Annotated in this window: 14 protein-coding genes, 1 tRNA gene and 1 pseudogene; 4 read left to right on the top strand and 12 right to left on the bottom strand. The window is 72.5% G+C overall.

Features of this window, described 5'->3' with window-relative positions; genetic code table 11:
- Nucleotides 1-252: 252 nt before the first annotated feature.
- The 5 genes from AB0G08_RS26260 to AB0G08_RS26240 all read right to left on the bottom strand — a co-directional run bounded on the left by AB0G08_RS26260 (nucleotide 253) and on the right by AB0G08_RS26240 (nucleotide 3,422).
- Nucleotides 253-531, bottom strand: a complete 279-nt coding sequence (locus AB0G08_RS26260) for a hypothetical protein (protein ID WP_358092413.1) — start codon at nucleotides 529-531, stop codon at nucleotides 253-255.
- A 594-nt stretch (nucleotides 532-1,125) separates the two neighbouring features.
- A complete protein-coding gene (locus tag AB0G08_RS26255; protein WP_358092411.1) occupies nucleotides 1,126-1,800 on the bottom strand; it encodes a hypothetical protein in 675 nt (224 codons plus the stop codon).
- Nucleotides 1,801-1,807: 7 nt separating this feature from the next.
- Nucleotides 1,808-2,653, bottom strand: a complete 846-nt coding sequence (locus AB0G08_RS26250; protein ID WP_358092409.1) for a helix-turn-helix transcriptional regulator — start codon at nucleotides 2,651-2,653, stop codon at nucleotides 1,808-1,810.
- Between the two features lie 17 nt (nucleotides 2,654-2,670).
- Nucleotides 2,671-3,216 carry a DUF6879 family protein gene (locus AB0G08_RS26245; protein WP_358092407.1) on the bottom strand — a complete coding sequence of 182 codons (546 nt, stop codon included), beginning with the start codon at nucleotides 3,214-3,216 and terminating at the stop codon, nucleotides 2,671-2,673.
- Nucleotides 3,217-3,218: 2 nt separating this feature from the next.
- Nucleotides 3,219-3,422, bottom strand: coding sequence for a lipid A biosynthesis lauroyl acyltransferase (locus AB0G08_RS26240; protein ID WP_358092405.1), 204 nt, complete (start codon nucleotides 3,420-3,422; stop codon nucleotides 3,219-3,221).
- 267 nt (nucleotides 3,423-3,689) lie between these two features.
- Between AB0G08_RS26240 and AB0G08_RS26235 the strand changes: the two are divergent.
- Nucleotides 3,690-4,028 (top strand): annotated as a pseudogene (locus tag AB0G08_RS26235) (hypothetical protein); the annotation flags it as partial.
- 71 nt (nucleotides 4,029-4,099) lie between these two features.
- Nucleotides 4,100-4,807, top strand: a complete 708-nt coding sequence (locus AB0G08_RS26230) for a site-specific integrase (protein WP_358092403.1) — start codon at nucleotides 4,100-4,102, stop codon at nucleotides 4,805-4,807.
- 17 nt (nucleotides 4,808-4,824) lie between these two features.
- Here AB0G08_RS26230 and AB0G08_RS26225 read toward each other — a convergent pair.
- Nucleotides 4,825-4,898, bottom strand: a tRNA-Thr gene (locus AB0G08_RS26225).
- Nucleotides 4,899-5,035: 137 nt separating this feature from the next.
- On the opposite strand from AB0G08_RS26225, the gene AB0G08_RS26220 reads away from it, so the two are divergent.
- Nucleotides 5,036-6,793 carry a metallophosphoesterase gene (locus tag AB0G08_RS26220; RefSeq protein WP_358092401.1) on the top strand — a complete coding sequence of 586 codons (1,758 nt, stop codon included), beginning with the start codon at nucleotides 5,036-5,038 and terminating at the stop codon, nucleotides 6,791-6,793.
- Between the two features lie 4 nt (nucleotides 6,794-6,797).
- Here the strand turns inward: AB0G08_RS26220 and ricT are convergent, their stop codons facing one another.
- From ricT to tmk, 6 genes are all read right to left on the bottom strand, one after another.
- On the bottom strand, nucleotides 6,798-7,637 hold the full coding sequence (gene ricT / locus AB0G08_RS26215; protein WP_358092399.1) for a regulatory iron-sulfur-containing complex subunit RicT: 840 nt from the start codon (nucleotides 7,635-7,637) through the stop codon (nucleotides 6,798-6,800).
- A gap of 161 nt (nucleotides 7,638-7,798) precedes the next feature.
- On the bottom strand, nucleotides 7,799-8,485 hold the full coding sequence (locus AB0G08_RS26210; protein WP_358092397.1) for a hypothetical protein: 687 nt from the start codon (nucleotides 8,483-8,485) through the stop codon (nucleotides 7,799-7,801).
- Complete coding sequence (locus tag AB0G08_RS26205) at nucleotides 8,485-8,790, bottom strand: hypothetical protein (RefSeq protein ID WP_358092395.1); 306 nt, start codon at nucleotides 8,788-8,790, stop codon at nucleotides 8,485-8,487. Before AB0G08_RS26205 ends, AB0G08_RS26210 begins: the two co-directional genes overlap by 1 nt.
- 1 nt (nucleotide 8,791) lies before the next feature.
- Nucleotides 8,792-9,121: a YbaB/EbfC family nucleoid-associated protein gene (locus AB0G08_RS26200; RefSeq protein WP_091624089.1), complete on the bottom strand. Its 330-nt coding sequence runs from the start codon at nucleotides 9,119-9,121 to the stop codon at nucleotides 8,792-8,794.
- Nucleotides 9,122-9,312: 191 nt separating this feature from the next.
- A complete protein-coding gene (locus AB0G08_RS26195) occupies nucleotides 9,313-10,584 on the bottom strand; it encodes a DNA polymerase III subunit delta' (RefSeq protein ID WP_358092393.1) in 1,272 nt (423 codons plus the stop codon).
- Nucleotides 10,584-12,683: a dTMP kinase gene (gene tmk / locus AB0G08_RS26190; RefSeq protein WP_358092419.1), complete on the bottom strand. Its 2,100-nt coding sequence runs from the start codon at nucleotides 12,681-12,683 to the stop codon at nucleotides 10,584-10,586. Before tmk ends, AB0G08_RS26195 begins: the two co-directional genes overlap by 1 nt.
- 295 nt (nucleotides 12,684-12,978) lie before the next feature.
- Between tmk and AB0G08_RS26185 the strand changes: the two genes are divergently transcribed.
- The gene (locus AB0G08_RS26185; RefSeq protein WP_358092391.1) at nucleotides 12,979-14,187 is read left to right on the top strand and encodes an alanine racemase; all 1,209 of its coding nucleotides are present in this window, start codon (nucleotides 12,979-12,981) and stop codon (nucleotides 14,185-14,187) included.
- Nucleotides 14,188-14,194 lie beyond the last annotated feature (7 nt).

Below are 14,194 nucleotides of genomic sequence, written 5' to 3'. Positions count from 1 at the left end.
CACCCAGTTACGAGACGCCCCTTAGCAGCGAAAACGCCTCTCGGCATCTCTCACCACTCCCCACTGCCCGTCGACCTCTTGCGGACTAGATGCGGACCGCTCGCCGGGCGCAGCGTCAGCTTGGGAATCGCACAAGATCCGGCCGTTGTACGGCGTTCACCAGGTCGACATGGCCCCTGGTGACCTCGGTTGGCCTGGGTCCACCCCGGCTTATGGCCCGTGGATGGCCCGCCGGATCACTGGCCCTCGGCGTCAGATGCCGCTCGGTGTCCCGCCGTCGCTACCGTGTGCGGCGGCGTCGTGCGAAAGACTGGTGTCGCCTCCGCCGCCCTTGCCACGGAGCGTGCCGCGTTGGGTTCGACGCCGGTCCCGCGCGATCTGGCGGGCAGCAACCCGCGCTGCCCGCATCACTTCCGCATGGTCCTGCGGCTGAGCCGCATGCCTGCGACGACGCAACAGCACCCCGGCGGCGGCAAGCCCACCCACCAGTACTACAGCCAGCAGCCCCCACGCCGCCGAAACTTCACTCATACAGCGACGCTACGAGGTACCGAGGGCGACCAGTATCCGGCGTACAGGTCGACTCGTCCGTCGCCCACCAGTTCAGAGCCGCGATCAAGGCTCTGAGCTGGTTCTATGTCCAGGCGTCGATGGCCGTTGTTGGTCAAGATTGGTCGGCGGCTGACGGCCTGGGGACGGCCTGACGGCCTGGAGACGGCCTGATCTTGGCGCGAATCTCACCACAGCACGCCCTCGCTCTTGCTTCCACACGGCGGGCCTCAGAGCCATCTCCGCCGTGAGTCCCACACACCGTGGAGCGGGCCAGGGGCCAGGGTGACAAGGTGGAGCGCCCTACCGGACGAACGACCTTGGCACCCTGGCCCCTGGTCTGCTCGGCTCTGCCTGGGACTCATGGTGGGGATGGCGACCCGCGCAACCACCGACTACCGCCCCGTCCGGACGGGCCTTCCCCATCTCTGTCGAAGATCCCTGCCCGGAGGGCAAATAGCTCTTGTAGTCCGCCAGCGTGGCCGGCCGGCCCGGCCGATGCCGGCGCTTGCGCCGCCAGCAGGCCGAGGCCGAGCCGGCGCGGCCCGCTTGCGGGCCGCCTTGATCCTTAAGAGGTCAATTCGGCAGTTTTTCTCGCAGTATCTCGTCAACCAGCGCTTCGAACTCTTGCTTCCGCCTGTACAAGTCGATCACTTCTTCGAGCTTTCCGATGCGGCGGCGCCACCGAATGCGACGTCGGGTCGACGTATCCCAAACATCGATCATATGGAGCGTTACTAGGCCGACAGCTGCGCCTTTCCATGCCCAAGGCCTATCGGAAGAGGCGACACCTAGGACTAGCCCGAGATAGCCCGTGGTGGCCGCGTAGAGACGGGTGGGAACGTCGGGGGCGACATCGGTAAATGCTTGGTCAAAGCCGTTGATTGCCTCCAAGAGTTCTGCGTTGAACCTCGCATAAAGCTCCCTATGGGCGTCCCTTTTGCTTGTCCTGGCATTTGGGAGGCGCTGGTGGTGACTCAGGCGGATCGAAACCTCGCGCATTTTTAGCAAATGTCGTCGGCCGTCGCGACGCGCCTTGTGATATTGGAGGATTCGCTCTTTGCGTGCTTCAAGGCGCGGCTTTGCAAAGTACTCAATAGCTAGAGTCACGAATACGGCGGTCAAGGCTGCGGCCACGACCGACGTGGCCACTGTGTCCCAGTTGATCGAAGCCGGGCCTAATACCCCAACGTCACTTGGCTTCGGCGTTGGGCGTGGCGTGGGCATGAGGACGGCCATCGCGTTGATCACCGATGGCCTAGCTAGGAAGGTCCTGAGCTGCGTGCACGATGAGTCTCCGCGCGTCTTCTCCGGTGACGGCGTCGTTCCAGAGTCGGTCGTTGGCCTTGGCGTAGGCGGCGGCTTCGTCGTCGCGGTGGGTGGTCTCGCCGACGAAGGTTTCCACGATGGCTACGTCGTCGTACATCTGGAAGGAGTTCTGCGGCGTGGTGGCGAGCCGGACGCCGAGGGGCAGGATGCCGAAGCGGATGTTCGGTACCCCGACGACGGTTTGTAGGCGGTCGAGCTGGCCGCGCATGACGTCAGGCGGGCACAGGAGCCACCGCAATACGGGCTCGGCTATCAGGAACTCAAACTGCTTGTTGGTGTCGTACAGGAGTTGCTGACGCTGCATCCGGCTGGCTACGGCGGCGTCCACGTCGGTGATGTCGAGGTTGTGTAGCTCGACCATCTCGGTAAGGATGCGGCGCGCGTAGTCGGCGGTCTGGAGCAGGCCGGGCACGTAGACCGTCTCGAAGTGTCGGATCAGGCGTGACTCGGTGACAAGCTGGTTGTAGCTGTCCTGAACGGCGGCTTGGCCCTGGCGCATCCGGCGGCGCCAGTCGCGGTGCACGGCCTGGACCTCGCCGAGCATCCGTAGTAGTTCCTGGGCCGCAGTGTCGTCGGCTCCGCAAGCGCGTGCCCATGCGTGGATGTCGGCGGGGGCTGGCATCTGGCGGCCGTTCTCCAGTCGGGAGACCTTCGACGGCGCCCAATCGTTCGCCTCGGCGAGCTGCTTACCGGACAGGCCGGCCTGCGTGCGCAGGGCACGCAGGCGGTCGGCCAGTCCTTCGGGCTGGGTCAGCCACTCTTCGATCGGGTTCACGGGATGACTCCCTCGTGCTAGGCGGTTGTGCTCCGCGCGTTGGTCGGAGCGGCGTAGTGGACTGCCAGGTCCCGCCACGCGCACGCCTGCACCACGGTCGCCGGGTCGGTCACCAGTTCGTTGCTGATCCGGTGGCCTACCTCGTCGAACCGCATCATTATCAGTCGGCTGGAGTCGAGTAACCACCAGTCGACATTGCCGGCCGCGGGCAGCAAGCCGATTTCGTGCGCCATTGCCCGCGTGAGGTAGTGAATCGTCTCGCCAGCCTCGACGTTCCACCGGCCGATCCAGCGTTCCCAACGCTGATAGTCGGTCGGCGGATCCTCGTGCACCCGGACGCGCTCGATCCGCTTGCCCTGCTGCGTCAGCTCGGTGATCTGCTTGAACCAGGCAGCAAGCCCGGGAACCTCCGTCGGGGGTTCCGGGTCGCCAGCGAGGAATTTCGCCACCGTGTCGTGCTCGCTGGGCTCCAGGTACACCGGCTGGAGCTCCAGCCGGAACGCGGTGTGCGCGAACGTGCGGAGCTGCGCGGCGAACTCGTCATCGGTAAGCGGGGTTGCCATGGTCAGCCGATCTCGCGCAGGCGGTCGAGCACGTTGGCCGGAACGAACACGCCGTCTTCATCGTCGGCCAGCTGGCGCAGCTGCGCGCGGGTGTCGTCGTCCAGTTTGATGCCCTGCACGACGTAGCCGCCCTCGGTCTTGTACAGCGCCGGGCATCCGCCGCCGCCGGAGTTGACGTCCTTCCACAGGAACTCCAGGTTCCGCATGCTCAGGCCCCTTCCGATTGCTGCGCCCCGTGACGCAGATGCCTTGATGCTGCACTGCCGAGCATCTTCACGCAATCGCCCCGGCTGCCGATCAGGCAAACCGGGGCGATCTGGTGCGGGTGCGGAACCTGGCAGCCTTAGCCTAGAGCAATTGCTCGCAATTGCTTGACGATGCGCGAGGCAGCGAGCATCATCGACATCAGCCGGAAGTCCGGCGCAGGAAGTCAGGGCCGGGAAGTCCGGCTGACTCAACTGGGAGGCAAGGGCATGGCTGTCCCGAACACGATCAAGGTTCCGGTTCCGTTCGATTACGTCTTTCCGCACGGGGCGCTGTGCCTGGGTGTGGAGCCGGTGACGGACTTCGACAAGCGCGGCCAGGGCGACGACCAGGCGCGTGACAAGGACACGGGCGAGCGCCTGTGGGTGGTCAAGGTCCTCGACCTGGACCCGGAGGCCGGGAAGTTCGGCGGCTCGAAGGAAGTGAAGGTGAAGATCGCCGCTCCGGTGCAGCCGGTTCCGCCGGCGTCGAAGATCCCGGGTTACCCGCCGGCGGTGGAGTTCTCCGACGTGACTCTGACGCCGTACGTCGACAGCCAGCGGTGCAAGGGCTCGGGCAAGTGCCGGGCGCGTCAGGGGTGCTATCCCTGGCCCTGGCGCACGCCGTGCGGGATGGCCGGATGTCTCGAAATTCGGCAGAGGGCGTACGGCTTCCTCGGGTGGTGCGGGAGGAACCGGTGTTCCTCGACCACGACCAGGTGGCGATGCTCGCGGAGGCGTGCGGCCGGTACGGGCTGCTCGTGCGGTTCCTCGCCTATACCGGACTGCGGTGGGGTGAGGCGTCGGCGTTGCGGGTATCGCGGCTGGATCTGCTGCGGCGTCGGGTGGCGGTGGCGGTGGCGTTCGCGGAGGTCGGCGGGGAGCTGGTGGAGGGCACGCCCAAGAACCACCAACGCCGTTCCGTGCCGATCCCGCGCTTCCTCGTCGACGAGCTGGCCGCCCACGTCGCCGGCAAGAGGCGGGATGCGCTGGTGTTCACCGCCCCGAACGGCGGGCCGCTGCGCAACACCAACTTCCGGACGCGGGTCTTCGGGCCGGCGGCGGCATCGGTCGGGCTGGCCGGGCTCACTCCTCACGATCTGCGGCACACGGCAGCGAGTCTCGCCGTGGCGGCGGGCGCCAACGTCAAGGCGGTGCAGCGGATGCTCGGGCACGCCTCGGCGTCGATGACGCTGGACGTGTACGCGGGGCTGTTCGGTGACGACCTGGACGCGGTCGCCAATCGGCTGGACGAGGCGGTCGCTGCGCGGGATGCGGACTATTTGCGGACTGGCACGGCCGGCGCTGGTGTGGTCGACCTCGGAAAACGGCGAAGCCCAGGTCGTTGACCTGGGCTTCTGTACCGAGCCGCCTGACGGAATCGAACCGTCGACCTACGCATTACGAGTGCGTCGCTCTAGCCGACTGAGCTAAGGCGGCAACGATCGTCAAGTGTACGGCACGACCCACCCCGCGGCCGAACGGGATCCCCACCCCGCCCGCCGAACCGGACTTCCGACCCCGAACCGTCGTCCGCCGGACAGCGACAGCGGCGGGCCGGGACTACGCTGCGGCGGGTGAACGACGATCGCGCCCCCGACGTGGATCCGCTGGACGGCGCGGCGCAGAGCGCGCACGCGAGCGAGGCGGCCGGCGGGCGGGCGGCGCGTCGACCGCGCGGCATCGACCCCCGGGAGCTGGGGTTCACGCCGCGCAAGCCGGTGCCGTGGCTCGCGCCGTTCCTGCTGGTCAGCACCGGCATCCGTACGCTGTTGGCGATGCTCTTCGGGGCGTACCTGGACAAGCGGGAACTGCAGAACTCCCTCGACGCGGGCATCGCGCGGCAGGTCGGGCCGGACGGCGGCCTCTGGCTGGACTACGTGGCCGACCTGGGCGACGGCTTCAACGCCACCTATTCGGTCGCCTACCTGATCGCCCAGCCGGAGCTGGAGGTGGACGGGCACCGGCTGCCCCGCGCGCAGACCCTCGTGATGGGCGGCGACCAGGTCTACCCGTCGGCGGCCTTCGAGGCGTACGAGGACCGGTGCAAGGGGCCCTACCAGGCCGCGCTGCCGGTCACCCCGCCCGAGCGGCCCACGCTGTTCGCGGTACCCGGCAACCACGACTGGTACGACGGCCTGACCGCCTTCCTGCGGCTCTTCGTCCGGTCCCGGGACCGGCACTTCGGCGGCTGGGACACCGGCCAGTCCCGCTCGTACTTCGCGGTCGAGCTGCCCGCCGGCTGGTGGTTGCTCGGCCTCGACGACCAGTCCGGCTCGTACCTGGACGATCCGCAGCTGACCTACTTCGACCGGGTCGCCGAGCGGCTGGGCCCCGAGAGCCGGGTGATCCTGGCCGTGCCGGCGCCGACGTGGGTCAAGGCCGTCGACCATCCCACGGCGTACGACTCGATCGACTACTTCGTCCGCACGATCGTCGCGCCGACCGGGGCGCAGGTACGGCTGCTGATCTCCGGCGACCTGCACCACTACGCGCGGTACGCCGGCCCGGACCGGCAGCTGATCACCTGCGGGGGCGGCGGCGCGTACCTCTACCCGACGCACAAGCTCCCGGAGCGCATCGAGGTGCCGCCGCGCGACACCCTCGCCCGGCGGGCCAGCGCCTCCCACCCGTACGACCTGGCCGGCCGCTACCCGGAGAAGGCCCGCTCCCGGCGGTACGCCTGGGGGATCTTCCCCCGCCTGCCGCTGCGCAACCCGGGGTTCACCACCCTGCTGGGCACCCTGCACACACTGCTGATGCTGGCGATGGCCGGCGTCGCGACCAACCCGAGCGGGACGGACCAGCGGCTGTTCAGCGTGCCGCTGATGGCGATGCTGATCGTCACGATGCTCGCCGCGGCGTTCTTCGCCAAGCCACCCAGCTCCGGCGGCAAACGGCACGCCCGGCACTGGATCCTCGGCGTGGGCCACGGCGTGGCCCAGATCGGGCTGGCCGCCGCCGGCACCTGGGCCTGGCTGGCCCTGCCCTTCTACGACTGGCCGTGGCCGCTGCCGGCCGTCGCCGCGGCGGTGCTCTACGGCCCGGTGAGCGGGCTGGTGGCGAGCCAGCTGGTGGCCGCGTACCTGCTGGTGGCCGGCGCGTTCGGGGTGAACGTCAACGAGCTCTTCGCCGGCCAGGGCATCGAGGACGCGAAGGCGTTCCTGCGGCTGCGCATCGACCCCGACGGCACCCTGACGATCTACCCGATCGCCGTCGACCGGGTCGCCCGCGACTGGCAGGTCAACCCCGACCGGTCCCCCGAGTCCTCCTGGCTGGTCCCGAAGCAGCCGCTGCGGCCCCGCCTGGCCGAGCCCCCCACCACCCTCACCTGACGGGTCAGGAGGTGTAGTGCTGGTCGTGGGCCTGGCGGGGGCCGCAGACCGAGGCGCGGGAGCAGGAGCAGCGGGAGCCGTCGGCGTCGAGACGCACGGTGACGGAGTCCCGGGGAACGCTGTGGCCGACCACCCGGCCGTCGCCCTCCGGCGTCGACACCCGGGTGCCGATCGCCGGGGCGGACTCCTGGAACCGCTGGTACAGGGGATGTTCGTACTTGAGGCAGCACATCAGCCGGCCGCACGCGCCGGAGATGCGCAGCGGGTTGAGCGGCAGGTCCTGGTCCTTCGCCATCCGGATGGTGACCGGCTCGAAGTCGGTGAGGAAGGTGGCGCAGCAGAGGTCCCGGCCGCAGGAGCCGATGCCGCCCTGCACCCGCGCCGAGTCCCGGGCGGAGAGCTGGCGCAGCTCCACCCGGCAGTGCAGGGTGGCGCCGAGGTCCCGGACCAGCGCGCGGAAGTCGACCCGGTGCGGGGCCGTGAAGTAGATGGTGCTCCGCTCGCCGCCACCCTCGGCGGCCCCCAGCACGTGGTCGATCGCCACCACCTTCATCGGCAGGGCGTGCTCCCGGATCAGCCGCTTCGCCGCGACCTTGGCCTCGGCCTTGCGGCGGCGCACCGTCTCGTCGCGGCGCAGGTCCTCCTCGCCGGCCAGGCCGGCCAGGCGGGGGAAGCCCTCGGTCTCCTCGGTGACCCACTGCGCGGCCCAGACGCACTCGGCCACCTCGGGCCCGTCGTCGGTCGGCACCAGCACCTTGTCGCCGACCTGGGGACGCAGCTCGCCCGGATCCAGGTAGTAGAGGCGCCCGTACCGCTGGAAGCTGACCGCGCAGAGCATGCCCATGCCTCACACCCTACGACGCGCGGACCGGGGCGGCCCGGCCGGCCGTCGCCGCCCGACTACAGGGCGCAGTCATCCGCGACCGCCGAATCAGCACGGTCCGACGCGCGGCCGGACCCCGGCGGGTCGGCGCGCCGCGCGAGGAGCCTGCCCGCACCGGCGCGTCACCAGCCGACGCGGGTGGGGGTGTCGTAGCGCGGGCGTTCGGCCACCGGCGCCCGCCAGCGGGACTCGGCGAGGCTCGGCGCCCACTCGCGCAGCAGGGTCTCGGCCCCGTCGTACGCGACGCAGAGCACCGCCAGCACCCGCGTGGCGATCTCGGCGGCCTCGGTCCCGCCCGGCCCCGCCGCCCCGCGCTGCTCCGGCCCGCCGGACGGCATCGACGTCGCGGCGACCACGGTCACCGCCTCGGCGCAGCGGAGGACGTCGGCCAGCGCCCGGGCCAGCGCGAGCCGGCTGCCCTCCACCCAGTCGGCGAGCGCGTCGGCGTAGCCGGCCGTCGACTCCAGCCGCCCGACCAGGCTCTCCGGCCCCTCGTCGAGGTGGCGCAGCAGGGCCGCCCGGGCCTGCCCGTACGACGACGCGGCCGGGCCGGACCAGAGCAGCGGGTCGGTCAGCGCGGCGCTGACGTCGTCGTACCCCCGGATCAGGCGGCGCGCGGTGTGGCCGGCGGCGGCGAGCGGTGCCGGGTGCAGGTCGAGGAAGTTCCGCACCGCCTCGCCGGGGAGCACCTGCATCCGGCGCAGCAGCGGCCACACGCGGTGGCCCTCGGGGGCCCCGGCGGCGAGCAGTGTGTCCACCCGGCGGAGCAGGTCGAGGCCGGGCTCGGCGAGCCGGTCCAGCGCGTCCATCACGCCTCCCCGGTCAGCCGGTGCCGCACGGCGCGGTCGACGTCGGCGTAGTGGTCGGCGGCGGCCCTGACGGCCGCCGCGGCGGCGGCCAGCCGCTGGGCGGCGAGGTGCGCCTCCCGGGCCCGGTCACCGGTGGCGGCGGTCCACTGCCGGTGCAGGGCCCGCCCGATCTCCCCGGGCCGGCCCGGGGCGTCGGCGCCGAAGGCGGCCTGCGCCGGATCGCCGGCGGTGACCGTGCGGGACACGGTGGTCATGGTCTCGCTCGCCTCGTCGAGCCGGGCGGCGAGGGCGCGCAGGCTCTCCATCTCAAGCCCCCGCCAGCGGCCGGTAGGCGGCGAAGGTCTCGTTGTGCAGCTTCTCCCGGGCCCACTGGGCGGCGTCGGCCGCCGCGGTGACCGCCGCCTGCACCGAGCCGGCGACGTCGCGGGGGTTGCGGGTGTGCAGCGGGCCGAGGAACCGCACGTCGGTGATCCGCCCGCCGGCGGTGACCACGACCTCGACCAGCCCGTCGGGCGATCGGACGGTGACCTCGACGGTCGACACCGCCTGGTCGAACTCGGCCTGCAGGGACTCGATCCGGCGGTAGCGCCGCACCGCCTCCTCGATCCAGGCCTCGTCGATCTCCCCCCGCGGCATCGGCGGACTCCTCCCGGACCAGGCCATCACTGTGCGTGCCGCCACCGTCACCACGGCACACCGGACCGTACCGCACAGCAATCGCGCCTGTCGATGCCTGTGGACGGCCGGTCCGGCCGGCGGGACCTCCGGGGGCGGGTCGACCGCCGGAGGCCGGCTCGGCCGCCCCTCGGCGGGAGGTCCGGGAGGGCTCAGCCCTTCCAGAGCGAGAGCATCATCGCCTCGACGGCGATCCGGGGCTTGACGTTCGCCTCGATCGCCGCCCGGCACTCCAGCACCGCCTCCAGGCGGCGCAGCGACCCCTCGGCGTCCCACTTCTGCGCGCCCGCCCCGGCCAGCGCGGCGGTGTCGGTGTGCACCGGCGCCACGGGGGCGCGCAGCGCCATGGTGAGCGCGTCCCGGTAGAAGCCGGCCAGGTCCACCAGCGCCCGGTCCAGCGCGTCCCGCTGCGCCCGGGTGGCCCGGGACTTCTGCCGCTTCTCCAGGTCCTTCAGCTGTCCGGCGGCGCCCCGCATCGCGCCGGCCGCCCCCCGCCCGGTGCCGCCGGCGCCGAGCGCGGTCTCCAGCGCCGCCCGCTCGGCCGCGTCGGCCTCCGCGACGGACGCCTCGGCCTCCGCCTCGGCCGCCTCGATCAGCGCCGACGCCGCGTCGAACGCGGCACCCACGCCGGTCAGCCGGCGCGGCACCGCGAGCACGGCCTCCCGGCGCTTGCGGGCCTCCGGGTCGCGGGCCAGCCGGCGGGCCCGTCCCACGTGTCCCTGCGCGGCCGCCGCCGCCCACCGCGCCACGTCGGGCGCGACGCCGTCGCGGCGGACCAGCACCTCGGCCACCGCCTCCGGCGCGGGCTGCCCCAGCGGTACGACCCGGCAGCGCGACCGGATGGTCACCGAGATATCGTCCGGGTGGGTGGACGGGGCGCAGAGCAGGAAGACCGTGCGTGGCGGCGGCTCCTCGATGGCCTTGAGCAGCGCGTTGCCGGCCGCCTCGGTGAGCCGGTCCGCGTCCTCGATCACCACCACCTGCCAGCGCCCGCCCGACGGGGTGCTGGCGGCGCGCAGCACCAGCGCCCGCATCTCGTTGACGCCGATGGAGAGCCCCTCCGGCACCACCATCCGGACGTCGGCGTGGGTGCCGGTCATCGTGGTGTGGCAGCCGGGGCACTCGCCGCAGCCGGTGCCGTGCACGCACTGGAGGGCGGCGGCGAAGGCCCGCGCCGCCACCGACCGGCCCGACCCGGGCGGTCCGGTGAAGATCCAGGCGTGCGTCATCCCCGCACCCGCGTCGACGACGGCTGTCGGCTGCGCGCCGTCGGACCCCTCGGCGAGCGCGTCGAGCTCGTCCCCGGCGGCGCTCGTGGGCCCGACGGCGGCGGCGCGCAGCACGGCGGACGCCGCGGCGGCGGCGCGGCGCAGCGTGTCGACCGCCTCGTCCTGCCCGACCAGGTCGGCGAAGACGTCGGGCATCAGGTCCGGTGCTCCATCGGTACCAGCTCCGATTCGGATAACTCCGGCTGCACCGAGGTGTCCGGCCCGTGCGCGGGGCGCGGGTGCACGATGCCGCCGGGGGCGCCGAGCATCTCCTCGATCCGCCGAACCACCTGCCCGGTGATCTCCTCGACCGGGCGGGACGCGTCGAGCACCAGGTAGCGCTTCGGGTCGGCGGCGGCGAGGTCGAGGAAGGCGTACCGGACCCGCTCGTGGAAGGCGACGGACTCGGCCTCCACGTGGTCGGCCGCCTCGGCGCGGGCCGCCACCCGGGCCAGGCCGGTACGCGGGTCGACGTCCAGCAGCACCACCAGGTCGGGCTTGAGCCCGCCGGTGGCCCAGGACGAGAGCCAGGAAACCTCGTCGACGGGGAGCGTCCGCCCCGCCCCCTGGTACGCCAGGGACGAGTCGACGTAGCGGTCGCTGATCACCACCGCGCCCCGGACGAGCGCCGGCCGGACGACGGTGGCCACGTGGTGCGCCCGGTCGGCGGCGTAGAGCAGCGCCTCGGCGCGCGGCGACGGCACGTCGGAGCCCGGCGCGCCGAGCAGCAGCGACCGGATCCGCTTGCCGACGGCGGTGGCCCCCGGCTCACGGGTCACCACGACGTCGCGCCCCTGCCCGCGCAGCCGCTCGGCGAGCGCGGCGAGCTGGGTGGACTTGCCGGCGCCCTCGCCGCCCTCGAAGACCACGAAGAGGCCGGCGGAGACGAACGGTTCGGCCGGCATCAGCGGGCGACCCCGGATCGAGCCCCAGAGGTCGGCCAGGACGGGGACGCCCTTCTTGTCGTCCATCTGCCCGAACGCGCTGATCCCGGCGAAGATGCCGGCGGCGCCGGCGGCGAGCAGCAGCAGTCGGGTGGACGAGATCGACACGCCCAGGTCGGCCAGCTCCAGCCGGCGCGAGCCGCCGACGCCGGCGAGCAGGCTGCTGAGGCCGATCGCCAGGATCAGCACCAGCCGGGTGCCGATCTGCACCACCGCGAAGACCCGGCCGCGCACCTCGTCGGCGATCTCCCCGCCGAGCAGGGTGGTGCCGGAGAGGAAGGCCATCCCGGCGCCCGCGCCGACCAGGATCGCGCCGACCATCGCCATGGAGAGGTGGATGGCGAAGGCCAGGGCCATCACCGAGGCGCTGGCCAGCACGATGCTCATGCCGAACCAGCGCCGCCGGGACATGTCCTTGACGATCATCGGGCCCAGCCCGATGCCGAGCGCGAGGCCGATGAAGATGGCGCCGAAGAGCAGGTAGAAGGCGGCGTCGCCGGCGCCGAGCGAGGTGGCGAAGAACTTGGCGGTGCCGATCACGATGCCGCCGCCGGCGAACGCGCCGAAGATGCCGAGCACCAGGCCGCGGACCAGCGGGGTCTGGCCGATGTAGCGCCAGCCCTCCTTGAACTGGCGCAGCATGCTCTGCTCGGTGCGGTCCCGCTCGTCGGCCTGCCCCTGGCTGATCTCCTTGATGCCGTACGCCACCACCAGCGCGGTCGCCAGCCGGGAGAACGCGTTGAACCAGAGCGCCAGCTGGGCCGGCTCGGCCCAGTCCGGCGTCGCGCCCCCGGTGGCCGCCCGCACGGCGCCGTCGAGCGCGGCGAGGATCAGCGCGGCGAGGACCGGCGTGAGGCCGTACGTGGTGATCAGCGTGAGCTGGTTGGCGGCCTCCAGCCGGGCGCGCGGGATCAGGTTGGGGACCGCGGCCTCCTTGGCCGGAATCCAGAGCAGCGTGAGCGACTCGATCAGGAAGGTGGCGACCGCCGCCCAGGCGACCACCGCCCCGCCGGGGGCGCCGAGCAGCGCGGCCAGCGGAATCGAGGCGAAGAGCACGAACCGCAGCACGTCGCAGATGACCATCGTCCAGCGCCGGTCGAAGCGGTCGGCCAGCACGCCGGCGATCGGGCCGAGCACCAGCGCCGGCAGCAGCCGGATGGCGATGACGCCACCGAAGGCCGCGCCCTTGGCGGTGCTCCCCTCGACCTGGGAGGCGGCGAAGACACTGGTGGCGAGCAGGCCGAACCAGTCGCCGAAGGAGGCCGCGCCGAGCACGATCCAGAGCCGGCGGAACGGGGTGATCCGCAGCACCGAGCGGATGCCCGCGTAGCCGGACGGGTCGGCCCCGGGCTTCTCAGCGGCGCCGGGCGGGTTCGAGGACGGCGACACGCCGGGCGACTCGCCGTTGAACTGGCTTTCGATGGCCGTACCTCCACGTGCCGGCCCATCGCTGGGCAGTCCCGGTGGAACACTCTAGACCCGGCGGGGACCTGCCCCGCCGCGACATTCTCCTGTTCGCCGAGCCTAGGCCGCCGCGACCACCGACCGCAGCCCGGACAGACGCGAGGGTATTTCGCATTGTCCCCCAGACAGTTAGCGTGCACACGTGGCCATCGAAAGCGACGAACTTCGTGAGCGCCTCGACCGGGCGACCGCGCACCTCGACCCGCCGTACGCCGTCGTCGACCTCGCGGCCTTCGACGGCAACGCCGCCGCGCTGGCCGACCGGGCCGCCGGCAAGCCGCTGCGGATCGCCAGCAAGTCGGTCCGTGCCCGGGACCTGATCGGCCGGGCGCTGGCGCGACCCGGCTGGCGGGGCGTAATGGCCTTCACCCTGCCCGAGGCGAGCTGGCTGGTCCACGCCGGCGTGACCGACGACGCGCTGGTGGCGTACCCCACGGCCGACCGGGGGGCGCTCGCCGCGCTCGCCGCCGACCCGGCGCTCGCCAGGGCCGTCACGCTGATGGTCGACGGCACCGACCAGCTCGACCTGATCGACGCCGTGTGTCCGCCCGGGCGCCGCCCCGAGCTGCGGGTCTGCCTCGACCTGGACGCCTCCTGGCGACCGCTGGGCGGGCGGGTGCACGTCGGGGTGCGTCGTTCGCCGGTGCACAGCGCCCGGGCGGCCGGCGCGCTCGCCGCCACCGTCGCGGCCCGCGGGGGCTTCCGGCTGGTCGGGCTGATGGCGTACGAGGCGCAGATCGCCGGCCTCGGCGACGCGCCGCCCGGGCGGGCGCTGCTCGGCTCCGCGATCCGGCTGGCCCAGCGCGGGTCGTACCGCGAATTGCTGGCCCGCCGGGGCGCGGCGGTGGCCGCCGTACGCGAACACGCCGACCTGGAGTTCGTCAACGGCGGCGGCACCGGCAGCGTGGCCGCGACCAGCGCCGACCCCGCGGTCACCGAGGTCACCGCGGGATCGGGCCTGTACGGGCCGACGCTGTTCGAGGCGTACCGCGCCTGGCGCCCCACCCCGGCGGCGGCCTTCGCCTGCGCGGTGGTCCGCCGCCCGGGGCCCGACCTGGCCACCGTGCTCGGCGGCGGCTGGATCGCCTCCGGCCCGGCCGAGGACAGCCGGCTGCCCCGGCCGTGGCTGCCGGAGGGACTGAAGCTGATCGGCACCGAGGGGGCCGGCGAGGTGCAGACCCCGCTGGCCGGCGCGGCGGCCGGCGCGCTACGGGTCGGCGACCGGGTCTGGTTCCGGCACGCGAAGGCCGGCGAACTGTGCGAGCACGTCAACGAGTTGCACCTGGTCGAGGGGGACGCTGTCGTGGCCACCGTGCCCACCTACCGGGGCGAGGGCCACGCCTTCCTCTGACCCGGCG

The sequence above is a fragment of the Micromonospora sp. NPDC023644 genome, from assembly GCF_040640115.1.
In the GTDB taxonomy this organism is placed as follows: Bacteria; Actinomycetota; Actinomycetes; order Mycobacteriales; family Micromonosporaceae; genus Micromonospora.
This window is presented reverse-complemented; position numbering and strand designations above follow the sequence as displayed.

Excerpts from the sequence above, each read along its gene's own strand:
- AB0G08_RS26260 (WP_358092413.1), bottom strand. The coding sequence starts at position 531 with ATGAGTGAAGTTTCGGCGGCGTGGGGGCTGCTGGCTGTAGTACTGGTG.
- AB0G08_RS26245 (WP_358092407.1), bottom strand. The coding sequence starts at position 3,216 with ATGGCAACCCCGCTTACCGATGACGAGTTCGCCGCGCAGCTCCGCACG.
- AB0G08_RS26240 (WP_358092405.1), bottom strand. The coding sequence starts at position 3,422 with ATGCGGAACCTGGAGTTCCTGTGGAAGGACGTCAACTCCGGCGGCGGC.
- AB0G08_RS26230 (WP_358092403.1), top strand. The coding sequence starts at position 4,100 with ATGTCTCGAAATTCGGCAGAGGGCGTACGGCTTCCTCGGGTGGTGCGG.
- ricT (WP_358092399.1), bottom strand. The coding sequence starts at position 7,637 with ATGGGCATGCTCTGCGCGGTCAGCTTCCAGCGGTACGGGCGCCTCTAC.
- AB0G08_RS26210 (WP_358092397.1), bottom strand. The coding sequence starts at position 8,485 with ATGGACGCGCTGGACCGGCTCGCCGAGCCCGGCCTCGACCTGCTCCGC.
- AB0G08_RS26205 (WP_358092395.1), bottom strand. The coding sequence starts at position 8,790 with ATGGAGAGCCTGCGCGCCCTCGCCGCCCGGCTCGACGAGGCGAGCGAG.
- AB0G08_RS26200 (WP_091624089.1), bottom strand. The coding sequence starts at position 9,121 with ATGCCGCGGGGGGAGATCGACGAGGCCTGGATCGAGGAGGCGGTGCGG.
- AB0G08_RS26195 (WP_358092393.1), bottom strand. The coding sequence starts at position 10,584 with ATGCCCGACGTCTTCGCCGACCTGGTCGGGCAGGACGAGGCGGTCGAC.